This window comes from Aliidongia sp., assembly GCF_035943795.1.
Lineage (GTDB): Bacteria > Pseudomonadota > Alphaproteobacteria > ATCC43930 > CGMCC-115725 > Aliidongia.
The window spans coordinates 1-19271 of record NZ_DASZBY010000146.1 but is presented as its reverse complement, the minus strand read 5'-3'; the positions used below and the strand labels follow the sequence as shown (position 1 = coordinate 19271).

The window sequence follows — 19271 nt, the reverse complement described above, 5'->3', positions numbered from 1 at the left end:
CTTTCATGCAGAACGTTTGCTGTAATCGGCAAGGCTGCGGAAAACTCAGGTTCTCATGTCACGGATAGAAAGCGATGCACGGGTTCGGATGTCGCCGGTAGCCATCGTCGGCGCAGCGTGCCGCCTGCCCGGCGCGGTCGACGAGGGCGCCTTCTGGCGCCTGCTCGACGAGGGTCGCTGTTCGGTCGGCACCCTGCCCGAAGGCCGCTGGCGGCCGGAGCGCTATCTTCACCCCCGCGTGGCGGAGCCCGGTTTCAGCTATTCCTTTGCCGGCGGCTACATCGACGATCCGCTGGGGTTCGATCCCATCGTCTTCGGCATCTCGCCGCGCGAAGCCGCCGAGATGGACCCGCAGCAGCGTCTGCTGCTGGAGGTGGTGTGGGGCGCGCTCGAGAACAGCGGCCTGCCGCCCAGCGCGCTCGCCGGCAAGAACGTCGGCGTCTATGTCGGCGCGTCCAGCCTCGACTACGGCAACCTGCACACGACCGATCCGGCGGCGATCGAAAGCCATTTCATGACGGGGAATACCCTGTCGATCCTGTCCAACCGCATCTCCTACATCTTCGACCTGCGCGGCCCCAGCTTCACGATCGATACCGCCTGCTCGTCGTCCCTGGTCGCCTTCGCCGAGGCCCAGACGGCGATTTCGAGCGGAAGGATCGACATGGCGATCGTGGCCGGCGTCAACCTGCTGATGTCGCCGATGTCCTTCATCGGGTTCTCTCGCGCCTCGATGCTGTCGCCGACCGGGCTGTGCCGCCCATTTTCCGCCGACGCCGACGGCTATGTCCGCGCCGAGGGCGCGGTGGCGATGGTGCTGGCCAAACTCGACACCGCGCTAGCGCGCCACTATCCCGTCCGGGCCGTCGCCCTCGCGTCGGGCATCAATTCCGACGGCAAGACCAATGGCATCTCCCTGCCGTCGGCCGAGGGGCAGCGGGAGTTGCTGGACCGGCTCTACGGCCAGGGCGCGATCGACACCCGACGCCTCGCCTTCGTCGAAGCGCACGGCACCGGCACCCGTGTCGGCGACCCGGCGGAAGCGACCGCGATCGGCGAGGCTCTGGGCCGGGGCCGCGACACGCCCCTGCCGATAGGTTCGGTCAAATCGAACATCGGCCATCTCGAGCCGGCGTCGGGCCTTGCCGGGCTGCTGAAGGCGATCCTGGCGCTCGAGCATCGCAAGCTGCCGGCCTCGCTGCATCTGGATGCGATCAACCCGGGGATCGACTTCGCCGCGCTCAATCTGTCAGTGGCGACCGAGGCCGTGACCTTGCCCCAGACCGGGACGTGGCTGGCGGGCATCTCTTCGTTCGGCTTCGGCGGCACCAATGCTCATGTCGTCATCCGCCAGCCGGAGGCAGCAGAGTCTTCTTTCGCGCGCGCGAGTGGTGCTGCAGGCCGATCGCCTGAACTCCTGGTTTTATCCGCCCATTCCCGCCCGGCGCTGAGCGAGACCGCCGCGACCTATGCCGCCATCCTGGCCGCCGGGGGCGACCCGGCCCCCCTCGCCGCGGCTACGGCGTGGCAGCGCGACCTCGCCGGTCATCGCCTGGCTCTGCCACTGGCCGATCCGGCGGAAATGGCCGCGTCACTGCGCAATTTCGCGGAGACCGGCAATCTCGCCGGCGGTGTCGTCGGCCTGGCGCCGTCCGGGACGCCCAAGATCTGCTTCGTCTTTTCCGGCAACGGCTGCCAATGGGCCGGGATGGGCCGGGTCGCTTTCGCGCAGAGCGAGGCGTTCCGCCGACATTTCCGCGCGATCGACGAGATCTTCCGCCGCCTGGGCGACTGGTCGCTGGTCGAGGCCCTGCACGACGAGGGGCTGGCCGAGCGGCTGAAGAAGACGCGGATCGCCCAGCCGTTGCTGTTCGCCGTGCAATCGGCGCTCACGGCCAGCCTCGCGGAATGGGGCCTGAAGCCGGACATGGTGCTGGGCCACAGCGTGGGCGAAGTCGCGGCGGCCGAGGCCGCGGGCGCGCTCAGCCTCGCCGACGCCGTCCACGTCATCTTCCATCGCAGCGAGCAGCAGGAGACGGTGCACGGCCTGGGCGGCATGGCGGCGGCGAACCTGCCCCGGCTGGAAGCGCTCGAACTGATCGCCGGCAGCGGTCTCGACGGCCTGGAAATCGCCGCGATCAACAGCCCGACCTCCGTGACCATTTCCGGTCCGGAAACAGCCATCCGCGAATTCTCGCGCACGGCCCGCAAGCGCCGGATCGCGGTGCGCGTGCTCGACATCGCCTATCCGTTCCATTCGACCCTGCTGGAGCCGCTGCACCTGCCGCTGCTGGCGTCGCTCGGCGGGTTCAGCGCGGGCGCGGGCAGCGTCCCGTTCATTTCGACCGTCACCGGCGACGTGTTGGATGGGCATGCCCTCGACCGCGAATATTGGTGGCGCAACGTGCGCGAACCGGTGCGTTTCCACGAGGCGGTCGAGGCGGCCGGGCGCCAGGGCGCCACCCTGTTCGTCGAGATCGGGCCGCGGCCGATCCTGACCGGCAACATGACCGATACGCTGGGCGAAGCCGGTCTCGACGGTTCGGTCATCGCGAGCCTGGTCGAGAAGGACGACAAGGGCGATCCGCTGGCGATGATCGCGGCGCGGGCGCTGGTGCAGGGTTGCCGGCTCGATATCGAGCGGCTGTTCGGCCCCCGTCCGAACGGCACGGTTTCGTTGCCGGCCTATGCCTGGCAGCGGAAGGTGTTCCAGCAGCCGCAGACCAGCGAAGCGCTCGATCTCTACGGCACCGCGCCGCGCCACCCGCTGATCGGGGCACGGCTGGCGGCGGGCACGCCGGAATGGCGCAACCTGATCGACGCGACCGTGGTGCCGTATCTGGCGGATCACCGCATCGACGACGAGATCGTCGTGCCGGGCACTGCCTTCGCCGAGATGGCATTGGCGGTGGCGCGCGAGATCCATCCGGACGGCCCGATCGGGCTGGAGGATTTCGACCTGCTGCAATGGCTGCCGCTGCAGCCGGACGCCATGCGCGAACTGTCGGTCCGGCTGCACGGCGACACCCAGATCGTCGAAATCTGGAGCCGGCCACGCCTCGGCGCCGACGAATGGACGCTGCATGCCCGCGGACGCATCACGCAGATCGCCTCGCCGGCCCCCGTCCCCGTGCCGAAGCAGCACCTGCCGCACCACATCACGGCCGACCAGGTCTATGCCGGTGCGCGCGCCGCCGGCGTGAATTACGGTCCGGCCTTTCGCCGCGTGACCCATGCCGAGCGCAGCGATACGGTCATCGAGATCGAATTGTCGCCGTTCGAGGAGGCGGCCGGTTCGGCCAGCCGCAAGCAGATCCTGCATCCGGTTTCGCTCGATTCCGCGTTCCACGCGATGTTCGAGAACATCAAGCAGCGCGTGGACGAGCGCTACGCCTATCTGCCGGTCCGGTTCGCCGCCCTTCGGGTCGACCGCGACCATGCCGTCCCGGCACGCGCCCGCCTCGTGGTCGATCGCGAGACCGACCAATCGCTATCGATTTCGGTCGAGCTGTACGGCCAGGACGGCGCGTTCGTCGCCGGGATGACCGGCGGTCTGTTCCGTGCGGTGGTGCTGGACCGCAACATCCGCACCAATCCGTTCTTCCAGCAGAAGCTGGTCCGCCTGGTTCGCCGGGCTGGCGACGATGATCCAAGGGCGATCGCCGCTGCGGCGATCCAAAGCGCATCGCTCGGAACGGCGCCGGATTCCTGGCTGTTCCTGGGCGCCTTCGCCCGCTCGCTCTCCTATCGATGCCTGCGGTCCATGTTCGGCGACGCGCCGATCCAGGCCGACCAGACGATCGACGAGGCGTTCCTGCCGCTGGCCTTCGCGCTGCTCGAAAACCTGCGCGGGGCCGGCCTGGCGTCCGACACGCCCGAGGGATGGGTGCTGGCGGCGGAGACCGAGCTGCCGGCGCCGGGCGAGATCCTGCAGACGTTCGCCGCCGATTATTCCGACGCGACGCCGGAAATCGTGCTCGCCGCGCAGGCCTTGTCGGGACTCGAGCCGGCGCTCCGGTCCGGCCAGCCGATCCAGGTCCGCACCGCGATCCAGGAACAGTTCGAGCAGGGCTCGATCCTGTTTGCCCCGGTGCTGGCATCCGCCCTGGCGGTTTGCGACGCGCTGCAGGGCCGGCTGGCCCCGGAACCCCTGCGGGTGCTGGTGGCCGAGCCGTTCTGTCCCGGCATCCTGCAGAGCCTCGCACCCTTGCTGCGCGAAGCGCGCGTGGCGGTCACGGTGATCGGGGTCGATGCCAAGCGCCTGCATCACACCGCGGCGCGCCATGGCGCAACCGACGGCGTCACGTTCATCGAAATCGACGGCGAAGCCGACGATGCGGCCGAGGCCGTGTTCGATGTGGCACTGGGGTTCGCCTATGGCCCGGTATTCGACGGCGATCCGTCGCTGGGCCGTGCCATCGCGCGGCGCCTGGCGCCGGACGGCGTGCTGTGCGTCCTGCAGCCGCCCGACAATGCGGTGTTCGACCTGCTGCTGGGCACCGCCGAAGGCTGGTTCGCGAACTCGCTCAACCCGCAATTCCCGGTCGGCCGCCTAGCGGCGGCGCAGGAATCAAGCCGGCTGCTGGTCGCCTCCGGGTTCGGTGCCATCGACACCTGCTCGCTGGGCGGTGGCGTGGGCAGCGTGCTCGTGGCACGTCCGGACGTCCGTGAAGCGGCGCGACCCGCCGCCCCGACGCCAATGCTGCTGATCGAAGACGAGTCGCCACTGCTGGCACAGCTCGCGCACACCGCGCGTGTCGAGGGCCGGTCGGTGCGGATGCTCGCCATGGACCAGCCGGGCGATTTCGCACCGGCGTGGCGGGACGCCTGCGCCACGCTCTCGCCGAACGACACCGTCGACCTGGTGTTCCCGGGCTTTACCGCCGCCGATGGCGGGCTCGATCGTTCCATCGCGCATCTGGCCGCGATTCTGAATGAGGTGCAGACCGGAAAATGCCGGTTGTGGATCCTGGTGCGCGGCCTCGACTCCGCGTCGGCCGACGCCATCGATCCGATCGCCGAGGCCGTCTGGTGCTTCGCCCGGGTCGCGATGAACGAATATCCGTCGGTCGAGCTCAAGCTGGTCGACGTGGCGCTGGACATGGACGCGGCGGCGGCGGCGGCGCAGTTGGCCGGCCTGATCGCGGCCCCCGGTGCCGATGCGGAACTGCTGATCAATGGCAGCGGCGTCTCCGCGATCCGGACAATTCCCGGCCTGCCGGATGCCGGTACCGCAGTGCCGGCCGCGCGGTTGAGCCTGCGTGCGCGTGGTCTGCAAGCGAAGTTCGATTGGATCGAAGCCGAGCGGCGGGCCCCCGGACCAACCGAGGTCGAGATCGAGATCGCGGCGGCGGGCCTCAATTTCCGCGACGTCATGCTGGCGACCGGCCTGCTGGACGACGACGTGCTCGACGACGGCCTTGCCGGCGCGGTATTCGGCTTCGAATGCGCCGGTCGGGTCCTGCGGGTCGGGTCGGACGTGACCCACCTGGCAGCCGGCGATGCGGTCATGGGCTTCGGGCGCGAGAGTTTCGCCACCCATAGCACCGCCGATGCGCGGGTCTTCACCGCCGTGCCGGACGGCCTGTCGGTCGAGGCCGCGGCGACGATCCCGGTCGCGTTCCTGACCGCCTGGTATTCGCTGGTGCATCTGGCGCAGATCCAGCCGGGCGAATGGGTGCTGATCCATGGTGCCGCCGGCGGCGTGGGCCTGGCGGCGATCCAGATCGCCAAGCTGCGTGGCGCGCGGGTCGCGGCCACCGTCAGCTCGCCCGACAAGCGCGCGCTGGTCGAATTGTTCGGCGCGGAGAAGGTCTACAACTCGCGCAGCACCGCGTTCCTGGACGCGATCCGCCTGGAGATCGGCGGCGTCGACATCGTGCTGAACTCGCTGGCCGGCGAGGCGATGCAGGCCAGCATCAAGTGCCTGAAGCCGTTCGGCCGCTTCGTCGAGATGGGCAAGCGCGACTACGTGCTGAACACGGCGATGGGCCTGCGCCCGTTCCGCCGCAACCTGACCTATTTCGGCGTCGATCTGGACCAGTTGCTCGCGGCAAACCTGCCGCTGGCCAACCGGCTGATGGGCGACCTGGTCCGGCATTTCGAAAGCGGCGACTTCCTGCCCCTGCCCCATCGCGCCTTCGACTGGTCCGACGTGGGCAAGGCGTTCCAGCTGATGCAGGCGGCCGGCCACGTGGGCAAGCTGATCGTGCGCCCCGCGGCGCAGCCGGTCGCGACCAGCGTGACCGCGGCACCGTTCAGGCCGGGCGCCGGTGTGCATCTGGTGGTCGGCGGTGCCGGCGGGTTCGGCTTCGAGGCCGCGGCTTGGCTGGCCGAACGCGGTGCCGAGACCATCGTCGTCGCCTCGCGGCGCGGCCGGGTCGAGCCTCATCTGCAGGCCCGTGCGGCGGCGATCCGGGCCACCGGGACCGCGCTGCTGGTCGAAGCGCTGGATGTGACCGATCCCCAGGCCGTCGGCGCGCTCGTCGCCAAGCTGACGCGCGCCTATGGACGCCTGGCCGGCGTCATCCATACGGCGATGGTGCTGGACGACGGGCTGATCGCCGGGCTGGAGCCCGCCCGGACCCGCGCGGTGCTGGCACCGAAGGTCGACGGCGCCACCAATCTCGATCGGGCGACCCGCGGCACGGCACTCGATTATTTCGTCGCCTTCTCGTCCGCGACCACCATGGTCGGCAATCCGGGCCAGGGCGCCTATGTCGCCGCGAACGGCTATCTGCAGGGCCTGATGCGCCGACGCCGCGCGGAAGGCTTGCCGGGCCTCGCCGTCGGCTGGGGTGCCATCGCCGACGTCGGCGTCCTGTCGCGCGACGTGGACGTGGCGGCGAAGCTGGAGCGGATCAGCGGCATCGTCGCCATGCAGTCGCGGGAGGCGCTCGCCCATCTCGACGCGCTGCTGGCGCGGGGACCCGCCTGCCCGTCCACGGTCTATTGCGCCACCTTCCGTCCCGGCGCGGCGCTGCAGAGCCTGAAGCTGCTGCGCACACCGGCGTTCGCCCAGCTGTTCGCGAGTGCCGAGGCCGGCGACCTCGAAGCCGACATCGATCTGGCGACCCAGATCGCCGGCAAGACCGAGGGCGAGGCCCGCACGATCGTGGCCCGCCTGGTCGCGTCGGAAGTGGCGCGCATCTTCCGCCTGTCGGCCGAAGAGATCGAGGTCGGTCGGCCGCTCGACGAATTGGGAATGGATTCGATGATGAGCCTGGATCTGCGCATGGGCCTGGAAAAGCGATTCGGCGTCGAGTTGCCGATCGTGGCACTCAGCGCGGGCGTCAGCGTCAACGACCTGGCATCCCGCATGATCGCCGGACTGCGCTCCGACACCGGCGGTAAATCCGCAGGCGACGTCGAGCAGCAGTTGATCCAGCAGCATGGCGCCGGCGACGTCGACGTCGACGACCTGGTGGCGTTCACCGATGCGCTCAAGGTCCGCAAGACCGAAGCGAGCCTGCTGTGAGCGAAGAAAGCGTGCGTGGCCGGCTGACCCGCGGCGTCAAGGCGGCCCTGCTCGATACGATGCGCCGGGCGCCGGTCGGCGAGAAGCCGAGCCAGGCCACGCCGGCGAGCCGGGCCGGCCGGCACGACATGTCGTTCGCCAGCCTGCCCGCCTATCAGCAGCTGAGTACCCAACGCGGCCTGGCCGATGCCCTGGGCCTGAGCTTCCCGTTCTATCGGACCCACGATGCCCGTGCCGGCGCGCTGAGCATCATCAACGGCAACGACGTCGTCAATTTCGCCTCGTACGATTACCTGGGCCTGAACGGCCATCCGGAAATCACCCGGGCCGTGGCGGCGGCCACCGAGCAATGGGGCACCAGCGTGTCGGCCAGCCGGATCACGGCCGGGGAGCGCGGCTTCCACCACGACCTGGAACGGGCGCTTGCCGACGTTTATGAGGCCGAGGCGTCGCTGGTCTTCGTCAGTGGCCATGCCACCGCGGTCTCGACCATCGCGGCCCTGCTGGGTCCCAAGGACCTGATCCTGCATGATTCGCTGATCCATAATTGCGTCGTGGTTGGCGCGCAGCTGTGCGGCGCCACGCGCCGGTCGTTCGCGCACAACGACATGGATGCGCTGGCCGACATCCTGGCCGCGACGCGCGACCGGTTCGAGCGCGTGCTGATCGTGTCCGAGGGCCTCTATTCCATGGATGGCGATGGGCCGGACCTGGGCCGGCTGGTCGATATCAAGGAACGGTTCGACTGCTGGCTGATGGTCGACGATGCCCATGCCCTGGGCATCCTCGGCAAGACCGGCCGGGGCATCTTCGAAATGGCCGGCGTCGATCCGAAGCGGGTCGATATCTGGCTGGGCACCCTGTCCAAGACCCTGGTCAGCTGCGGTGGCTATGTCGCGGGCAGCCGGGTGCTGATCGACTACCTGAAGCTGACCGCGCCCGGCATGGTCTACAGCGTCGGCATCCCGGCGCCGGCTGCCATCGCGGCCCTGACCGCCATCCAATTGATGCAGCGCGAGCCGGAACGGGTCGAACGGCTGCAGGCAAACGGCCAGCGGTTCCTGCAAAAGGCGCGCGACGCCGGGCTGGATGTCGGCACCAGCTGGGGCTATGCGGTCATCCCGGTCATCCTGGGCGATTCGCTGCGGACCATCATGCTGGCCGATCGCCTGCTGAAGCGCGGCTACAACGCCTTCCCGATCGTCCCGCCCGGCGTGCCGGAGCAATCGGCGCGTCTACGGTTCTTCATCTCGTCGGAACATACGCCCGCCCAGATCGACGCGGTCGTGGCGGCGACCCGCGAGGAATTGACCGGACTCGAACAGTCCGGCCCCTCGCTCGGCACCATGGCGAAGCTGATGATGGCGAAATTCAAATCCTAACCGATCCGTCCGGTTGGTTCAGGAGAGTCCCGATGACGAGCAAAGCCGCGTTCCAGAACATCGTCATCACCGGGGCCTCCAGCGGCATCGGCGCCGCCTTGGCGAAATTCTATGCGCGGCCCGGCGTGACGCTCGGGCTGACCGGCCGGGACCCCGTCCGGCTGGGCGTCGTGGCAGCCGAGGTCGAGGCCGCCGGTGGGACGGTCGTGCAAGGATTGCTCGATCTTCGCGACCGATCGGCCCTGACCGGCTTCCTGACCGGGTTCGACGCGCGTCATCCGGTCGATCTGCTGATCGCCAATGCAGGCGTGCTCGATGGTCGGCATGCGGACGGTGTGGTCGAAGATGCCGAGATCGCGCGGCGCGTGATCGAGATCAACCTGCTGGGCGCCGTCGACACGCTGCATGCGCTATTGCCGGCGATGCGGGCGCGGCGTCGCGGCCATATCGTGCTGGTCAGTTCGCTGGCCGCCCTGTCGCCCCTGCCGGACGCCCCGGCCTATAGCGCCAGCAAGGCCGGGCTGCTGTCCTATGGCCGGGCGTTGCGCGGCGCGGTCGCCGGTGAAAAAATCCGCGTCTCCGTCGTCTGCCCCGGCTATGTCACCTCCGCGATGACGGAAACCCACATCGGCAACCACCCGCACAAGATCGGGGCCGATGAGGCAGCCCGCCTGATCGGGGCCGGCATCGCCCGCAACAAGCCGGTGATCGGCTTTCCGACGCAGCTCTATCTGCTGTCGCTGATCTCGCCGTTCTTCCCGGAATTCGTCGTGCGGCTCGCGACCAAGGACATCCGCTTCCACGTCGCCCCACGCGACTGAATAGCCCTGGTCTAAGCCGCACCGCCTCGCCGGCCAGGTAAAAAATGGCAATGCGCTATTTTTGCGAAGGATGGGATTTTCGCGCCTGAATCCCGTTATCGCCACGGGGGTTCTCATGTCGACATCAGGCAAATCGCTCGACCGTCGGAATTTTCTTCGAGGATCGTTGGGGGCGGTACCCGCGGCGCTGGCTGCCGGGATGGCGGTTGGCGGAACCGGTGCGGCTGCCGAGCCACCGGCCTATCAACCCAAATTCTTCACGGCCGAGGAGTGGGCGTTTCTTCGTGCAGCGGTCGATCGTCTGATCCCGCCCGATGCGGAAGGCCCTGGCGCGGTCGAGGCCGGCGTGCCCGAATTCATCGATCGCCAGATGGACACCCCCTACGCCCAGGGCGCGCTCTGGTACATGCAGGGTCCCTTCTACGAGGCGCCGCCCGAACTCGGCTACCAGATGAAGTTTACGCCGCGCGACATCTATCGCCTCGGCATCGCCGCCGCGGATCGTTGGGTGCACGACAACAAGAGCGGCAAGCGTTTTGCCGAACTCGACGCCGCCACCCAGGATGATCTGCTGAGCCGGATGGAAGGCAAGAAGATCGAGTTCCCGGACGTCCCGGCAAACCTGTTCTTCGGCATGCTGCTGGAGAACACGAAGGAAGGCTATTTCAGCGACCCGATCCATGGCGGCAACAAAGATATGGGTGGGTGGAAGATGATCGGCTTTCCGGGTGCGCGCGCCGATTTCATGGATTGGGTCGATCAATACGGCAAACCCTATCCGATCGGGCCGGTCGGCATTTCCGGCGCGAGGGGATAGCCGTGGCCGCCGCTTCGCCGAAGCCAGTCGACGCGGTCATCGTGGGTTTCGGTTGGGCGGGCTCGATCCTTGCCATGGAGCTGACCGAAGCCGGGCTGAACGTCGTCGCCCTCGAGCGAGGCCAGAATCGCGACACGTACCCGGACTTCGCCTATCCCAAGGTGATCGACGAGTTGACCTATGCCGTGCGCGGCAAGCTGTTTCAGAATCTCTCGCGCGAGACCGTCACGATCCGCCATGCGCCCGGCGACCGGGCCGTGCCCTACCGACAGTTCGGCGCCTTCAATCCGGGCGACGGGGTGGGTGGCGCGGGCGCGCATTGGTCCGGGGTGCATTTCCGCATCACGCCCGATGAGTTGCGCCTTCGGTCGCATTACGAGGAGCGCTACGGCAAGGGGTTCATCCCCGAGGGCATGACCGTCCAGGACCATGGGGTGACCTATGACGAGCTCGAACCGTTCTTCGACAAGGCGGAAAAGGTCTTCGGCACCTCGGGCAAGGCGAACAACATCAATGGCAAGATCGTCGGCGGCGGCAATCATTTCGAGGGCCCCCGATCGGGCGAATATCCCCTGCCGCCGCTGAAGAACGTCTATTCGGCCGAACTCTTCGCCAAGGCTTCCACCAACCTCGGCTACCATCCCTATCCGCTGCCTGCAGCCAATGCGTCGGGGCCTTACACGAACCCTTACGGCGCGCAGATGGGGCCGTGCAACTTCTGCGGCTATTGCGGCGGTTTCGGCTGCTACATGTATTCCAAGGCCTCGCCGAACGTGAACATCCTGCCGGCGTTGCGCCTGAAGCCGAATTTCGAGCTTCGGGCCAATTCCCATGTGCTGAAGGTCAATCTCGACGGCTCGGGCAAGCGGGCGACCGGCGTTACCTACGTCGACGCGCAGGGCCGCGAGATCGAACAGCAGGCCGACCTGGTCATCCTCTCGGCATTCCAGTTCCACAACGTCCGGCTGATGCTGCTGTCGGGGATCGGCAAACCGTACGATGTCGCCAGCGGCGAGGGTACGGTCGGTAAGAATTTCGCCTACCAGAACATGGGGACCGTGAAGGCGTTCTTCGGCCCCGACGTGCATACCAATCCATTCATCGGCACCGGCGGCGGCGGCCAGGCGATCGACGATTTCAATGCCGATAATTTCGACCACGGTCCGTTGGGCTTCGTCGGCGGGTCGCCCTGCTGGGTCAATCAATCCGGCGTAAAGCCGATCGCCGGTCTGGCACTGCCCGAGGGCACGCCGAAGTGGGGTACCACCTGGAAGAAGGCGGCGAAGGACTATTACGCCCACACGCTGTCCGCCGATTCCCACGGCAGCAACATGTCCTATCGCGATTGTTTCCTCGATCTCGATCCGACCTATCGCGACATCCATGGCCAGCCGCTGCTGCGCATGACGTTCGACTGGAAGGAGAACGACATCAAGATGACCCGTTACGTGGTCGGCAAGTTGACCGAGATCCTCAAGTCGATGAGCCCGAAGCAGGTGTCGGTCAGCGTCAAGAAGTTCGGCGATCATTTCGACGTGCGGAATTACCAGACGACGCATCTCGTCGGCGGGGCGATCATGGGCGCCGATCCGAAGACCAGTGCCGTGAATAAATTTCTGCAAAGTTGGGACGTGCCGAACGTCTTCGTCATCGGCTCCTCCGCCTTTCCGCAGGGTACCGGCTACAATCCGACCGGGATGATGGCAGCGCTCGCGTATTTCTCGGCCCATGCGATCCGGACGGACTATCTGAAAAACCCCGGCCCTCTGGTGCCGATTTGAGTCGCGCACCATCGCCAAAGAAGGCCCGAACCGCGCTGCTCGCCGCCGGGCTGCTCTCGGCGTCGCCGGCATTGGCGCAGACGTCGCCCGCAGACGATATCCAGCGCGGCGCCTATCTTGCGCGCGCCGGCGACTGCGTCGCCTGCCACACCACACCGGGTGGCAAGGACATGGCAGGTGGGCTGCCGTTCGCCCTGCCGTTCGGAACGATCTACTCGACCAACATCACCCCCGATGCCAAGACTGGGATCGGCACCTATCGGTTCGAGGATTTCGATCGGGCAATGCGCAAGGGTGTAGCGGCCGATGGCCGGCATCTGTATCCGGCCATGCCCTATCCGTCGTTCGCCAAGCTGACCGAGGCGGATATGCGGGCGCTCTATGCCTATTTCCTGAAGGGCGTGGCGCCCGTCGATCAGCCGAACCGAAAGAACGGGGTGATCTGGCCGCTCAGCATGCGCTGGCCGCTGGCAATCTGGGATGCGGGCTTCGCCGGCAAGCCGTTCGAGGCGGACAGGACCAAGGACGCCGACTGGAATCGCGGCGCCTATCTGGTCGAAGGGCTGGGACATTGCGGCGCTTGCCATACGCCACGCGGCATCGGCGATCAGGAAAAGGCGCTCGACGACCGGGGCGCCCTGTTCCTGGCGGGCGGCCCGGTGGTCGACGGCTGGATTGCGCCCAGCCTGCGCGGCGAGGCCGGAACCGGGCTCGCCGGATGGAACCAGCAGGAGATCGCTCGGCTGCTCAAGACCGGTCGGACCGATCATGCCGCCGTCTTCGGCTCGATGACTGATGTGGTCAGGCACAGCACGCAATATCTGAGCGATGGAGATCTGCAGGCCATCGCGAAATATCTGAAGTCACTTCCGCCGACCGAGGATGCTCCCTTGGCCCGACCGGTCGTCGCCGACAGGACGGCTGCGGCGCTGCGCGCCGGCGACCTCGGCCGTCCGGGTGCGGCAGCGTACGTGGATAGCTGTGCTGCCTGCCATCGAACCGATGGGATGGGCTATGTCGGTGTCTTCCCTCGCCTTGCCGGCAATCCGGCGGTGCTGCAGAAAGATCCCACCGCCCTGATTTCGGTGGTGTTGAAGGGCTCGACACTGCCGGCGACTGCGGCGGCACCTTCGTCCTTCACCATGCCGCCGTTCGGCGATCGCCTGAGCGATCAGGATGCCGCCGACATCGTCAATCTGATCCGGAACAGCTGGGGCAACCAGGCGCCGCCGATCACGGACCGGGACGTGAAATCCGTGAGAGGGCATATGGGATAAGGCCGCGCCCCAAGAGGATAGGCCGCTGGCATCCATCGATCCGGGCCTTCAAAGCGCGCCTGATCGGCGAAAGCCCGTCTTGAAATAAATTGCTTGCCGTCGCGTCGGCGCGAATCGGGCGAGCCGCCATACGCCACGGACATATCTGGTACAGCTCCAAGCGGCCTGATCCCGGCGCGACGTCGCGTGGATGATGGCGGATAGCGCAGAACCATACGGTCGATGTTCCATGATGCGCACGACATGCCTACACTCCCCGTCGATCGGTTTTGGCTACCAGAGTGCTTGCGCATCATGATGGAACGAGTGGACGTTGCGATCGTCGGCGGGGGCGTCATCGGCAGTGCCATCGCCTTCAACCTGCTGTCGATGGATCCCGGACTGTCCGTCCTGGTCGTCGAGCGCGACCCGACCTATCGGATGGCGTCCTCGGCCCTGTCGGCAAGCTCGATACGCCAGCAATTCTCGACGCCGCTCAACATCGCGATGTCCGTCTATGGCATGGCTTTCATGAAGGATATCGCGGCCCACCTGTCGGTCGACGGCGAAGCGCCGGAACTCGACATCGTCGAGCGCGGCTATCTCTACCTGGCGACGGAGACCGGATTGCCCATCCTCGAGGCAAACCACCAGACCCAACGCCAACAAGGTGTCGATGTCGCATTTCTGACCCCGACGGCGCTCGGTCAGCGGTTCCCCTGGCTCGCCACGGGCGACCTCGCCGCCGGATCGCTGGGCCTGTCCGGCGAAGGCTGGTTCGACGGCTACAGCCTGCTCCAGGCGTTCCGGCGCAAGGCGCGATCCCTGGGTGCGGTCTATCGAACCGGCGAAGCCGTCGCGTTCGAGGCCGATCACGGCCGGGTGACCGCGATCGTCCTGGACGACGGAACGCGCATCGCCTGCGGCAAACTCGTGAATGCCGCTGGCCCCCAGGCGGGCGAGGTCGCCAAAAGGCTCGGCATCGCATTGCCGGTCGTGCCGGAAAAGCATTGCGTCTTCGTGTTCGATTGCAAGGAATCGCTGGCGGACTGCCCGCTCGTCATCGATCCGAGCGGGCTCTATTTTCGTCCGGAGGGCAACCGGTATATCGCCGGGCCGCCGCCGCGCGACCCGAGCGAGGCCGGCCATGCGAACCTCGACGTCGAGTACGACCTGTTCGACGACGTGGTCTGGCCGACGCTCGCCGCCCGGGTGCCGGCGTTCGAGGCGATCAAGATGGCGAGCGCCTGGGCCGGATACTACGAAATGAACACGTTCGATCAGAACGCGATTCTGGGCACCGCGCCCGGGATCGAGAATTGCTATTTCGCCAACGGCTTCAGCGGCCACGGGATGCAGCAGTCCCCCGCCGTCGGTCGAGGCATCGCCGAGCTGATCCTGTATGGCGAGTATCGCGCGCTGGACCTGCGGCTGTTCGATTTCGGTCGGCTGCTGACGCGGAGCCCGGTGCGGGAGCTCAACATCATCTGACCGACGTCAGCCGGCTGCCCAGGCAAACGCCTGCTCGACCAGGCGGCTCTGGTCCCGATCGTGGTCGCCGTGGAAGCTGCCGGCCGGCGAGGGCGATTCCGGCCGTGCGATGACGGCCGTGCGGGCATACTGCGCCCCTGCCTGCTCCAGCAAAGCCTCCAGGCGGCGATCGAGATAGCTCCAAGCGCCCATGTTCGAGGGTTCTTCCTGGACCCAGGCGAACCGGGCCGCACGCCACTCGACGAAGATCGCCAGCAAGGCACTGGTCGGCAGGGGATAGAGCTGTTCCAGCCGGACGATGGCGAGATCCTCGGCACCGACGCGGTCCCGCTCGCGCTCCAGCTCGTAGGCGATCTTGCCGCTGCACAGCAGCACCGCCCGGGCCGACGCGCCCAGCGACGACGCGATCACCGGCTGGAATGCGCTGCCGGGACCGAACGCCGCCATGGCAGAAACGGCGGCCGGCAACCGCAGCAGCGTCTTCGGGCTCATGACGATCAGCGGCTTCTGCCGCGTGGCACGGGCCTGCCGGCGCAGCAGGTGGAAATAATTCGCCGGTGTGGAGGGATGGGCGATCTGGATATTGTCCCGGGCCGCGAGTTGCAGGAACCGCTCGATGCGCGCGGAAGAATGCTCCGGCCCCTGGCCCTCCAGCCCATGAGGAAGCAGCAGGACCAACCCGGAGCTCTGCCGCCATTTCTCCTCGCCGCTCGCCACGAACTGGTCGATGACGATCTGGGCGCCGTTGGCGAAATCGCCGAACTGCGCCTCCCAGATCGTCAGCGCGTCGGGTCGTTCGAGGCTGTAGCCATATTCGAAACCCAGCACCGCATATTCGGACAGCGGGCTGTTGATCGCCGTGAAGCGTGCCTGCACGGCCTCGACATGGCCGAGGCTGACGTGCCGCCGGCCGGTCTCGTTGTCGGTCAGCGCGAAATGGCGATGGGAAAAGGCGCCGCGCACCACGTCCTGGCCGCTGAGCCGGATCGCGGCCCCCTCGGTCAGCAGACTGCCGAACGCGAGCGCTTCGGCCACCGCCCAGGGCACACCGGTCTCCGCGGCTTGCCCGCGCTGGCGAACGATCCGTTCGATTTTCTTGTCGAAATTCATGTCGTCCGGCGGGGAGGCAAGGACGGACAACAGGTCGTGCAGCCGCGCCTCCGCAATGCCGGTCGACGGCTGGGCGCCTTCCGCGGATGGGGCATCCAACAGGCCGCTGTGGTTCGGCCGATAGGCAGCGGCGGCCGCGAACGCCTGGTGCAGCGTTGCCTGCGATCGGACGACCGACGCCGCGACCCCATCGGCAGAGACGACGCCTTCCGCCGTCAACCGCGCGGCGAATTGCGCGGTCACGGTCGGGTGTTCGTCGATGACCCGGTACAGCAACGGCTGGGTGAAGCGCGGCTCGTCGATCTCGTTATGGCCGTTGCGCCGATAGCAGACGAGGTCGATCACCGCGTCGCGCCCGTGGGCCTGGCGAAAGGCGACGGCGAGATCGGCTGCGCGCAGCGTCGCATCCGGATCGTCGCCATTGGCATGCAGGATGAGGCTGTCGACGGCCTTCCACGGGCCGGTGCAATGCAGGCTGGTCCGGGCCTCGGCCCGCTCGGTCGTAAAGCCGATCTGGTTGTTCACGACGATATGGACGGTGCCCGCCGTGGTGAAGCCGGCAACGCCGCCCAGCTGCAATGTCTCCGCGACGATGCCTTGGCCGACCACGCTCGCGTCGGTGTGAATGAGCACGCAGAGAATGCGGCGAGGATCCTCCGCCAGGTCCTGACGCGCCCGCACCCGGCCGAGGACGACCGGCTTCACCGCCTCGAGATGGGACGGGTTCGGTGCCAGGGTCACGCGGAGCGGCCGTCCGTCGAACAGCAGGTCAGCCTCGTGCCCCAAGTGGTAGGGCACGTCGGCGGCGACGGGATCGCCCGCGAACGGAAAGCTCCCCTTGAACTCGGCGAGGAGTTGGACCAGCGGCTTGCCCAGCACGTTGGCGGCGATGTTGAGCCGGCCGCGGTGCATCGTGCCGATCACGACCTCCGTCACGCCGGCCTGCGCAGCATTGCGCAACAGCCGGTCCAGCAGCGGCACGAGCGCTTCGGCGCCCTCCGCCCCGAAGCGCTTCTTGGTCGGGAACTTCAGCGCCATGAAGCGCTCGAACTCTTCGGCTGCCGTCAGCAGGTCGAGCGCGCGGCGACGCGCCGCGATGTCGGGCGCCGGGGATCGGCTTTCGAATGCGTCCTGGATCCAGTCCCGCACGGTCGGATCGTCGATATGCGCGGCTTCGACCGCGAGCGTGCCGCAATAGGTCGACCGGAACCGCTCGATCGCCGCCGCTTCACCTGCCGGCGTCTGCACTGCCTGCGTGACGGCAGCGACGATCCGGGCGAGGCGCGCGGGGTCGAGCTCCGACAGTCCCGACGGGACGGCCAAACCCAGCGGGTCGAGATCCGCCTGCCGATGGCCGCGGTCGCGATAGGCGGCGATCGCTGCCATCAACGCCGCGCCGGAACGCGATGGCGCGCCGGCATCGACGTCGCGCAGCAGGTCGAAGACGACGCGCCATCCGGGCTCGATCGAACCGGGATCGGTGTCGTACCGGTCTTCGAGCATGGCGAGATAGTCGGCGCTGACGGCGGCCAGCGGTGAGGATGCGTTCAGCATCGGTGCCCCGGTTGGTTTCACCTGCAGCTTAGCCCGCTCCGCTTGGGGACGGGGTGCGTCGCCCGCCTCTATCAGATATGATCGATCGGCATGGGAGATGAGGCATGGAACTGCTCGAACTGCGCTATTTCGTGATGGTGGCGGATGCGGGCAGCTTTTCGCGGGCAGCGGTCAAGCTGGGGATGACCCAGCCTGCGCTCAGCCGGCAGGTCCAGAAGCTGGAGCAGGAGCTGCGGACCAGCCTGTTCTATCGCCACGGCCGCGGCGTGACCCTGACGGAGGCCGGGCGGACCTTGGCCGATGCCGTCCGCCCGCTGCTGCAGCGACTGGTCGATGTGAAGGAAGCGCTTCTCGCGCAGGGCGACCGACCGACCGGCGTCGTGACGTTCGGCGTGCCGCCTTCGATCGGCAACACGCTTGCTGCCCCGCTCGCCCAGCGCTTCCGCGAAGCCTGTCCTGAAGCGACGCTGCGCGTGCACGAGGCATTCAGCAGCACGCTGCTGGAATGGATCGAGAGCGGCCGGCTCGACCTCGCCGTGCTCTATGACGCGCGGCGGGACCGGAATCTGGTCGTGTCGCCCCTGCTGCTGGAGGATTTCTTCCTGATCCAGCCGGCCGGAGGTTCCGGCGACCCGACCGCGCTCGACATGGCCGACATCGCCGCCCTGCCCCTGGTCCTGCCCGGACCGGAGAACGGTTTCCGGCGCGTCATCGATGCGGCGGCGCGACGAGCGAAGATCGACCTGACCATCGCAATGGAGCTCGATTCGATTGCGGCGCTGAAGCAGCTCGTCGAGGCCGGGGCCGGATCGACCATCCTGCCGTTCGGTGCGGTCCATCAGGAGGTGCTGGCAGGGCGTCTGCGCGCGCGTCCCATCGCATCGGCGCAAATGCGGGCGATGCTGGTGACCGCGACGCCGTCGCACCGCCCGATCTCCAGGGCGACCCACGTCCTGCTGCGCCTCGTGCAGGCCGAGGTCGAGCGATGCATCGAGACCGGCGTGCTCAAGGGCCGCATCCATGGCCTCACGCGCCATCCCGATGGAGCGGGCAAGGATGGCGGCCTTTGATCATGCCCGATCGGCATAGCTGTTACTGACCCCCGGGTCCGTCAGCCGGTGCTGGATCGGCCGTATGCTCGCGCTGTCGAGGGTGATGAGGAGAGGACGAAATGATTGCTCGGACCTGGCGTGGCACGGCGACGATCGCGAAAGCCGACGCCTATTTCCACCATTTCACGACCGCCGTAGCACCGCACCTGAAGGAGATCCCTGGGCATCGGGGCGCCTATCTGCTGCGGCGCGAAGCCGACGGAGAGGTGGAATTTCTCGCCGTCACGCTGTGGGACTCGATCGAAACCATCAAGCAGTTCGCCGGGCCGGATCCGACCGTCGCCCTCGTCGAGCCGGAAGGCCGTGCCGCCCTATCCGCCTTCGACGAGGTGTCGCTAGCTCGTCAAGCTGTCCGGTTTTGGTAGCTCGTGATCTGTCCGCTTCGTTCTTGTTTTCCCCGGGGGCATGCCCCCGGGGAAAATGGCCGTCGTGGAAGCGTGTCACGCGGCCTGGTGGATGGTTTGGACGAT

At 67.4% G+C, this 19271-nt stretch carries 10 protein-coding genes; 9 read left to right on the top strand and 1 reads right to left on the bottom strand.

Annotation, left to right across the window (positions count from 1 at the left end; translation table 11 throughout):
• Nucleotides 1-88 precede the first annotated feature (88 nt).
• The 7 genes from VGV37_RS28105 (at nt 89) to VGV37_RS28075 (ending at nt 15025) form a co-directional block, all read left to right on the top strand.
• On the top strand, nt 89-7477 hold the full coding sequence (locus VGV37_RS28105) for an SDR family NAD(P)-dependent oxidoreductase (RefSeq protein WP_326883130.1): 7389 nt from the start codon (nt 89-91) through the stop codon (nt 7475-7477).
• Nucleotides 7474-8859 carry an aminotransferase class I/II-fold pyridoxal phosphate-dependent enzyme gene (locus VGV37_RS28100; RefSeq protein ID WP_326883129.1) on the top strand — a complete coding sequence of 462 codons (1386 nt, stop codon included), beginning with the start codon at nt 7474-7476 and terminating at the stop codon, nt 8857-8859. Before VGV37_RS28105 ends, VGV37_RS28100 begins: the two co-directional genes overlap by 4 nt.
• Before the next feature lie 32 nt (nt 8860-8891).
• Nucleotides 8892-9680: an SDR family NAD(P)-dependent oxidoreductase gene (locus tag VGV37_RS28095; RefSeq protein ID WP_326883128.1), complete on the top strand. Its 789-nt coding sequence runs from the start codon at nt 8892-8894 to the stop codon at nt 9678-9680.
• Nucleotides 9681-9750: 70 nt separating this feature from the next.
• A complete protein-coding gene (locus VGV37_RS28090; protein ID WP_349256470.1) occupies nt 9751-10497 on the top strand; it encodes a gluconate 2-dehydrogenase subunit 3 family protein in 747 nt (248 codons plus the stop codon).
• Nucleotides 10498-10499: 2 nt separating this feature from the next.
• On the top strand, nt 10500-12278 hold the full coding sequence (locus VGV37_RS28085; RefSeq protein ID WP_326883127.1) for a GMC family oxidoreductase: 1779 nt from the start codon (nt 10500-10502) through the stop codon (nt 12276-12278).
• Nucleotides 12275-13555 carry a cytochrome c gene (locus tag VGV37_RS28080; protein WP_326883126.1) on the top strand — a complete coding sequence of 427 codons (1281 nt, stop codon included), beginning with the start codon at nt 12275-12277 and terminating at the stop codon, nt 13553-13555. The genes VGV37_RS28085 and VGV37_RS28080 overlap by 4 nt, the downstream gene beginning before the upstream one ends.
• A gap of 294 nt (nt 13556-13849) precedes the next feature.
• The gene (locus VGV37_RS28075) at nt 13850-15025 is read left to right on the top strand and encodes an FAD-binding oxidoreductase (RefSeq protein ID WP_326883125.1); all 1176 of its coding nucleotides are present in this window, start codon (nt 13850-13852) and stop codon (nt 15023-15025) included.
• 6 nt (nt 15026-15031) lie between these two features.
• Here VGV37_RS28075 and VGV37_RS28070 read toward each other — a convergent pair whose 3' ends face one another.
• Nucleotides 15032-17689, bottom strand: a complete 2658-nt coding sequence (locus tag VGV37_RS28070) for a 2-oxoglutarate dehydrogenase E1 component (protein ID WP_326883124.1) — start codon at nt 17687-17689, stop codon at nt 15032-15034.
• 104 nt (nt 17690-17793) lie between these two features.
• On the opposite strand from VGV37_RS28070, the gene VGV37_RS28065 reads away from it, so the two are divergent.
• Together VGV37_RS28065 and VGV37_RS28060 are read left to right on the top strand one after the other, a co-directional pair.
• Nucleotides 17794-18759 carry a LysR family transcriptional regulator gene (locus tag VGV37_RS28065; RefSeq protein ID WP_326883123.1) on the top strand — a complete coding sequence of 322 codons (966 nt, stop codon included), beginning with the start codon at nt 17794-17796 and terminating at the stop codon, nt 18757-18759.
• A 101-nt stretch (nt 18760-18860) separates the two neighbouring features.
• Nucleotides 18861-19166, top strand: a complete 306-nt coding sequence (locus VGV37_RS28060; RefSeq protein WP_326883121.1) for a hypothetical protein — start codon at nt 18861-18863, stop codon at nt 19164-19166.
• The last annotated feature ends 105 nt before the right edge of the window (nt 19167-19271 follow it).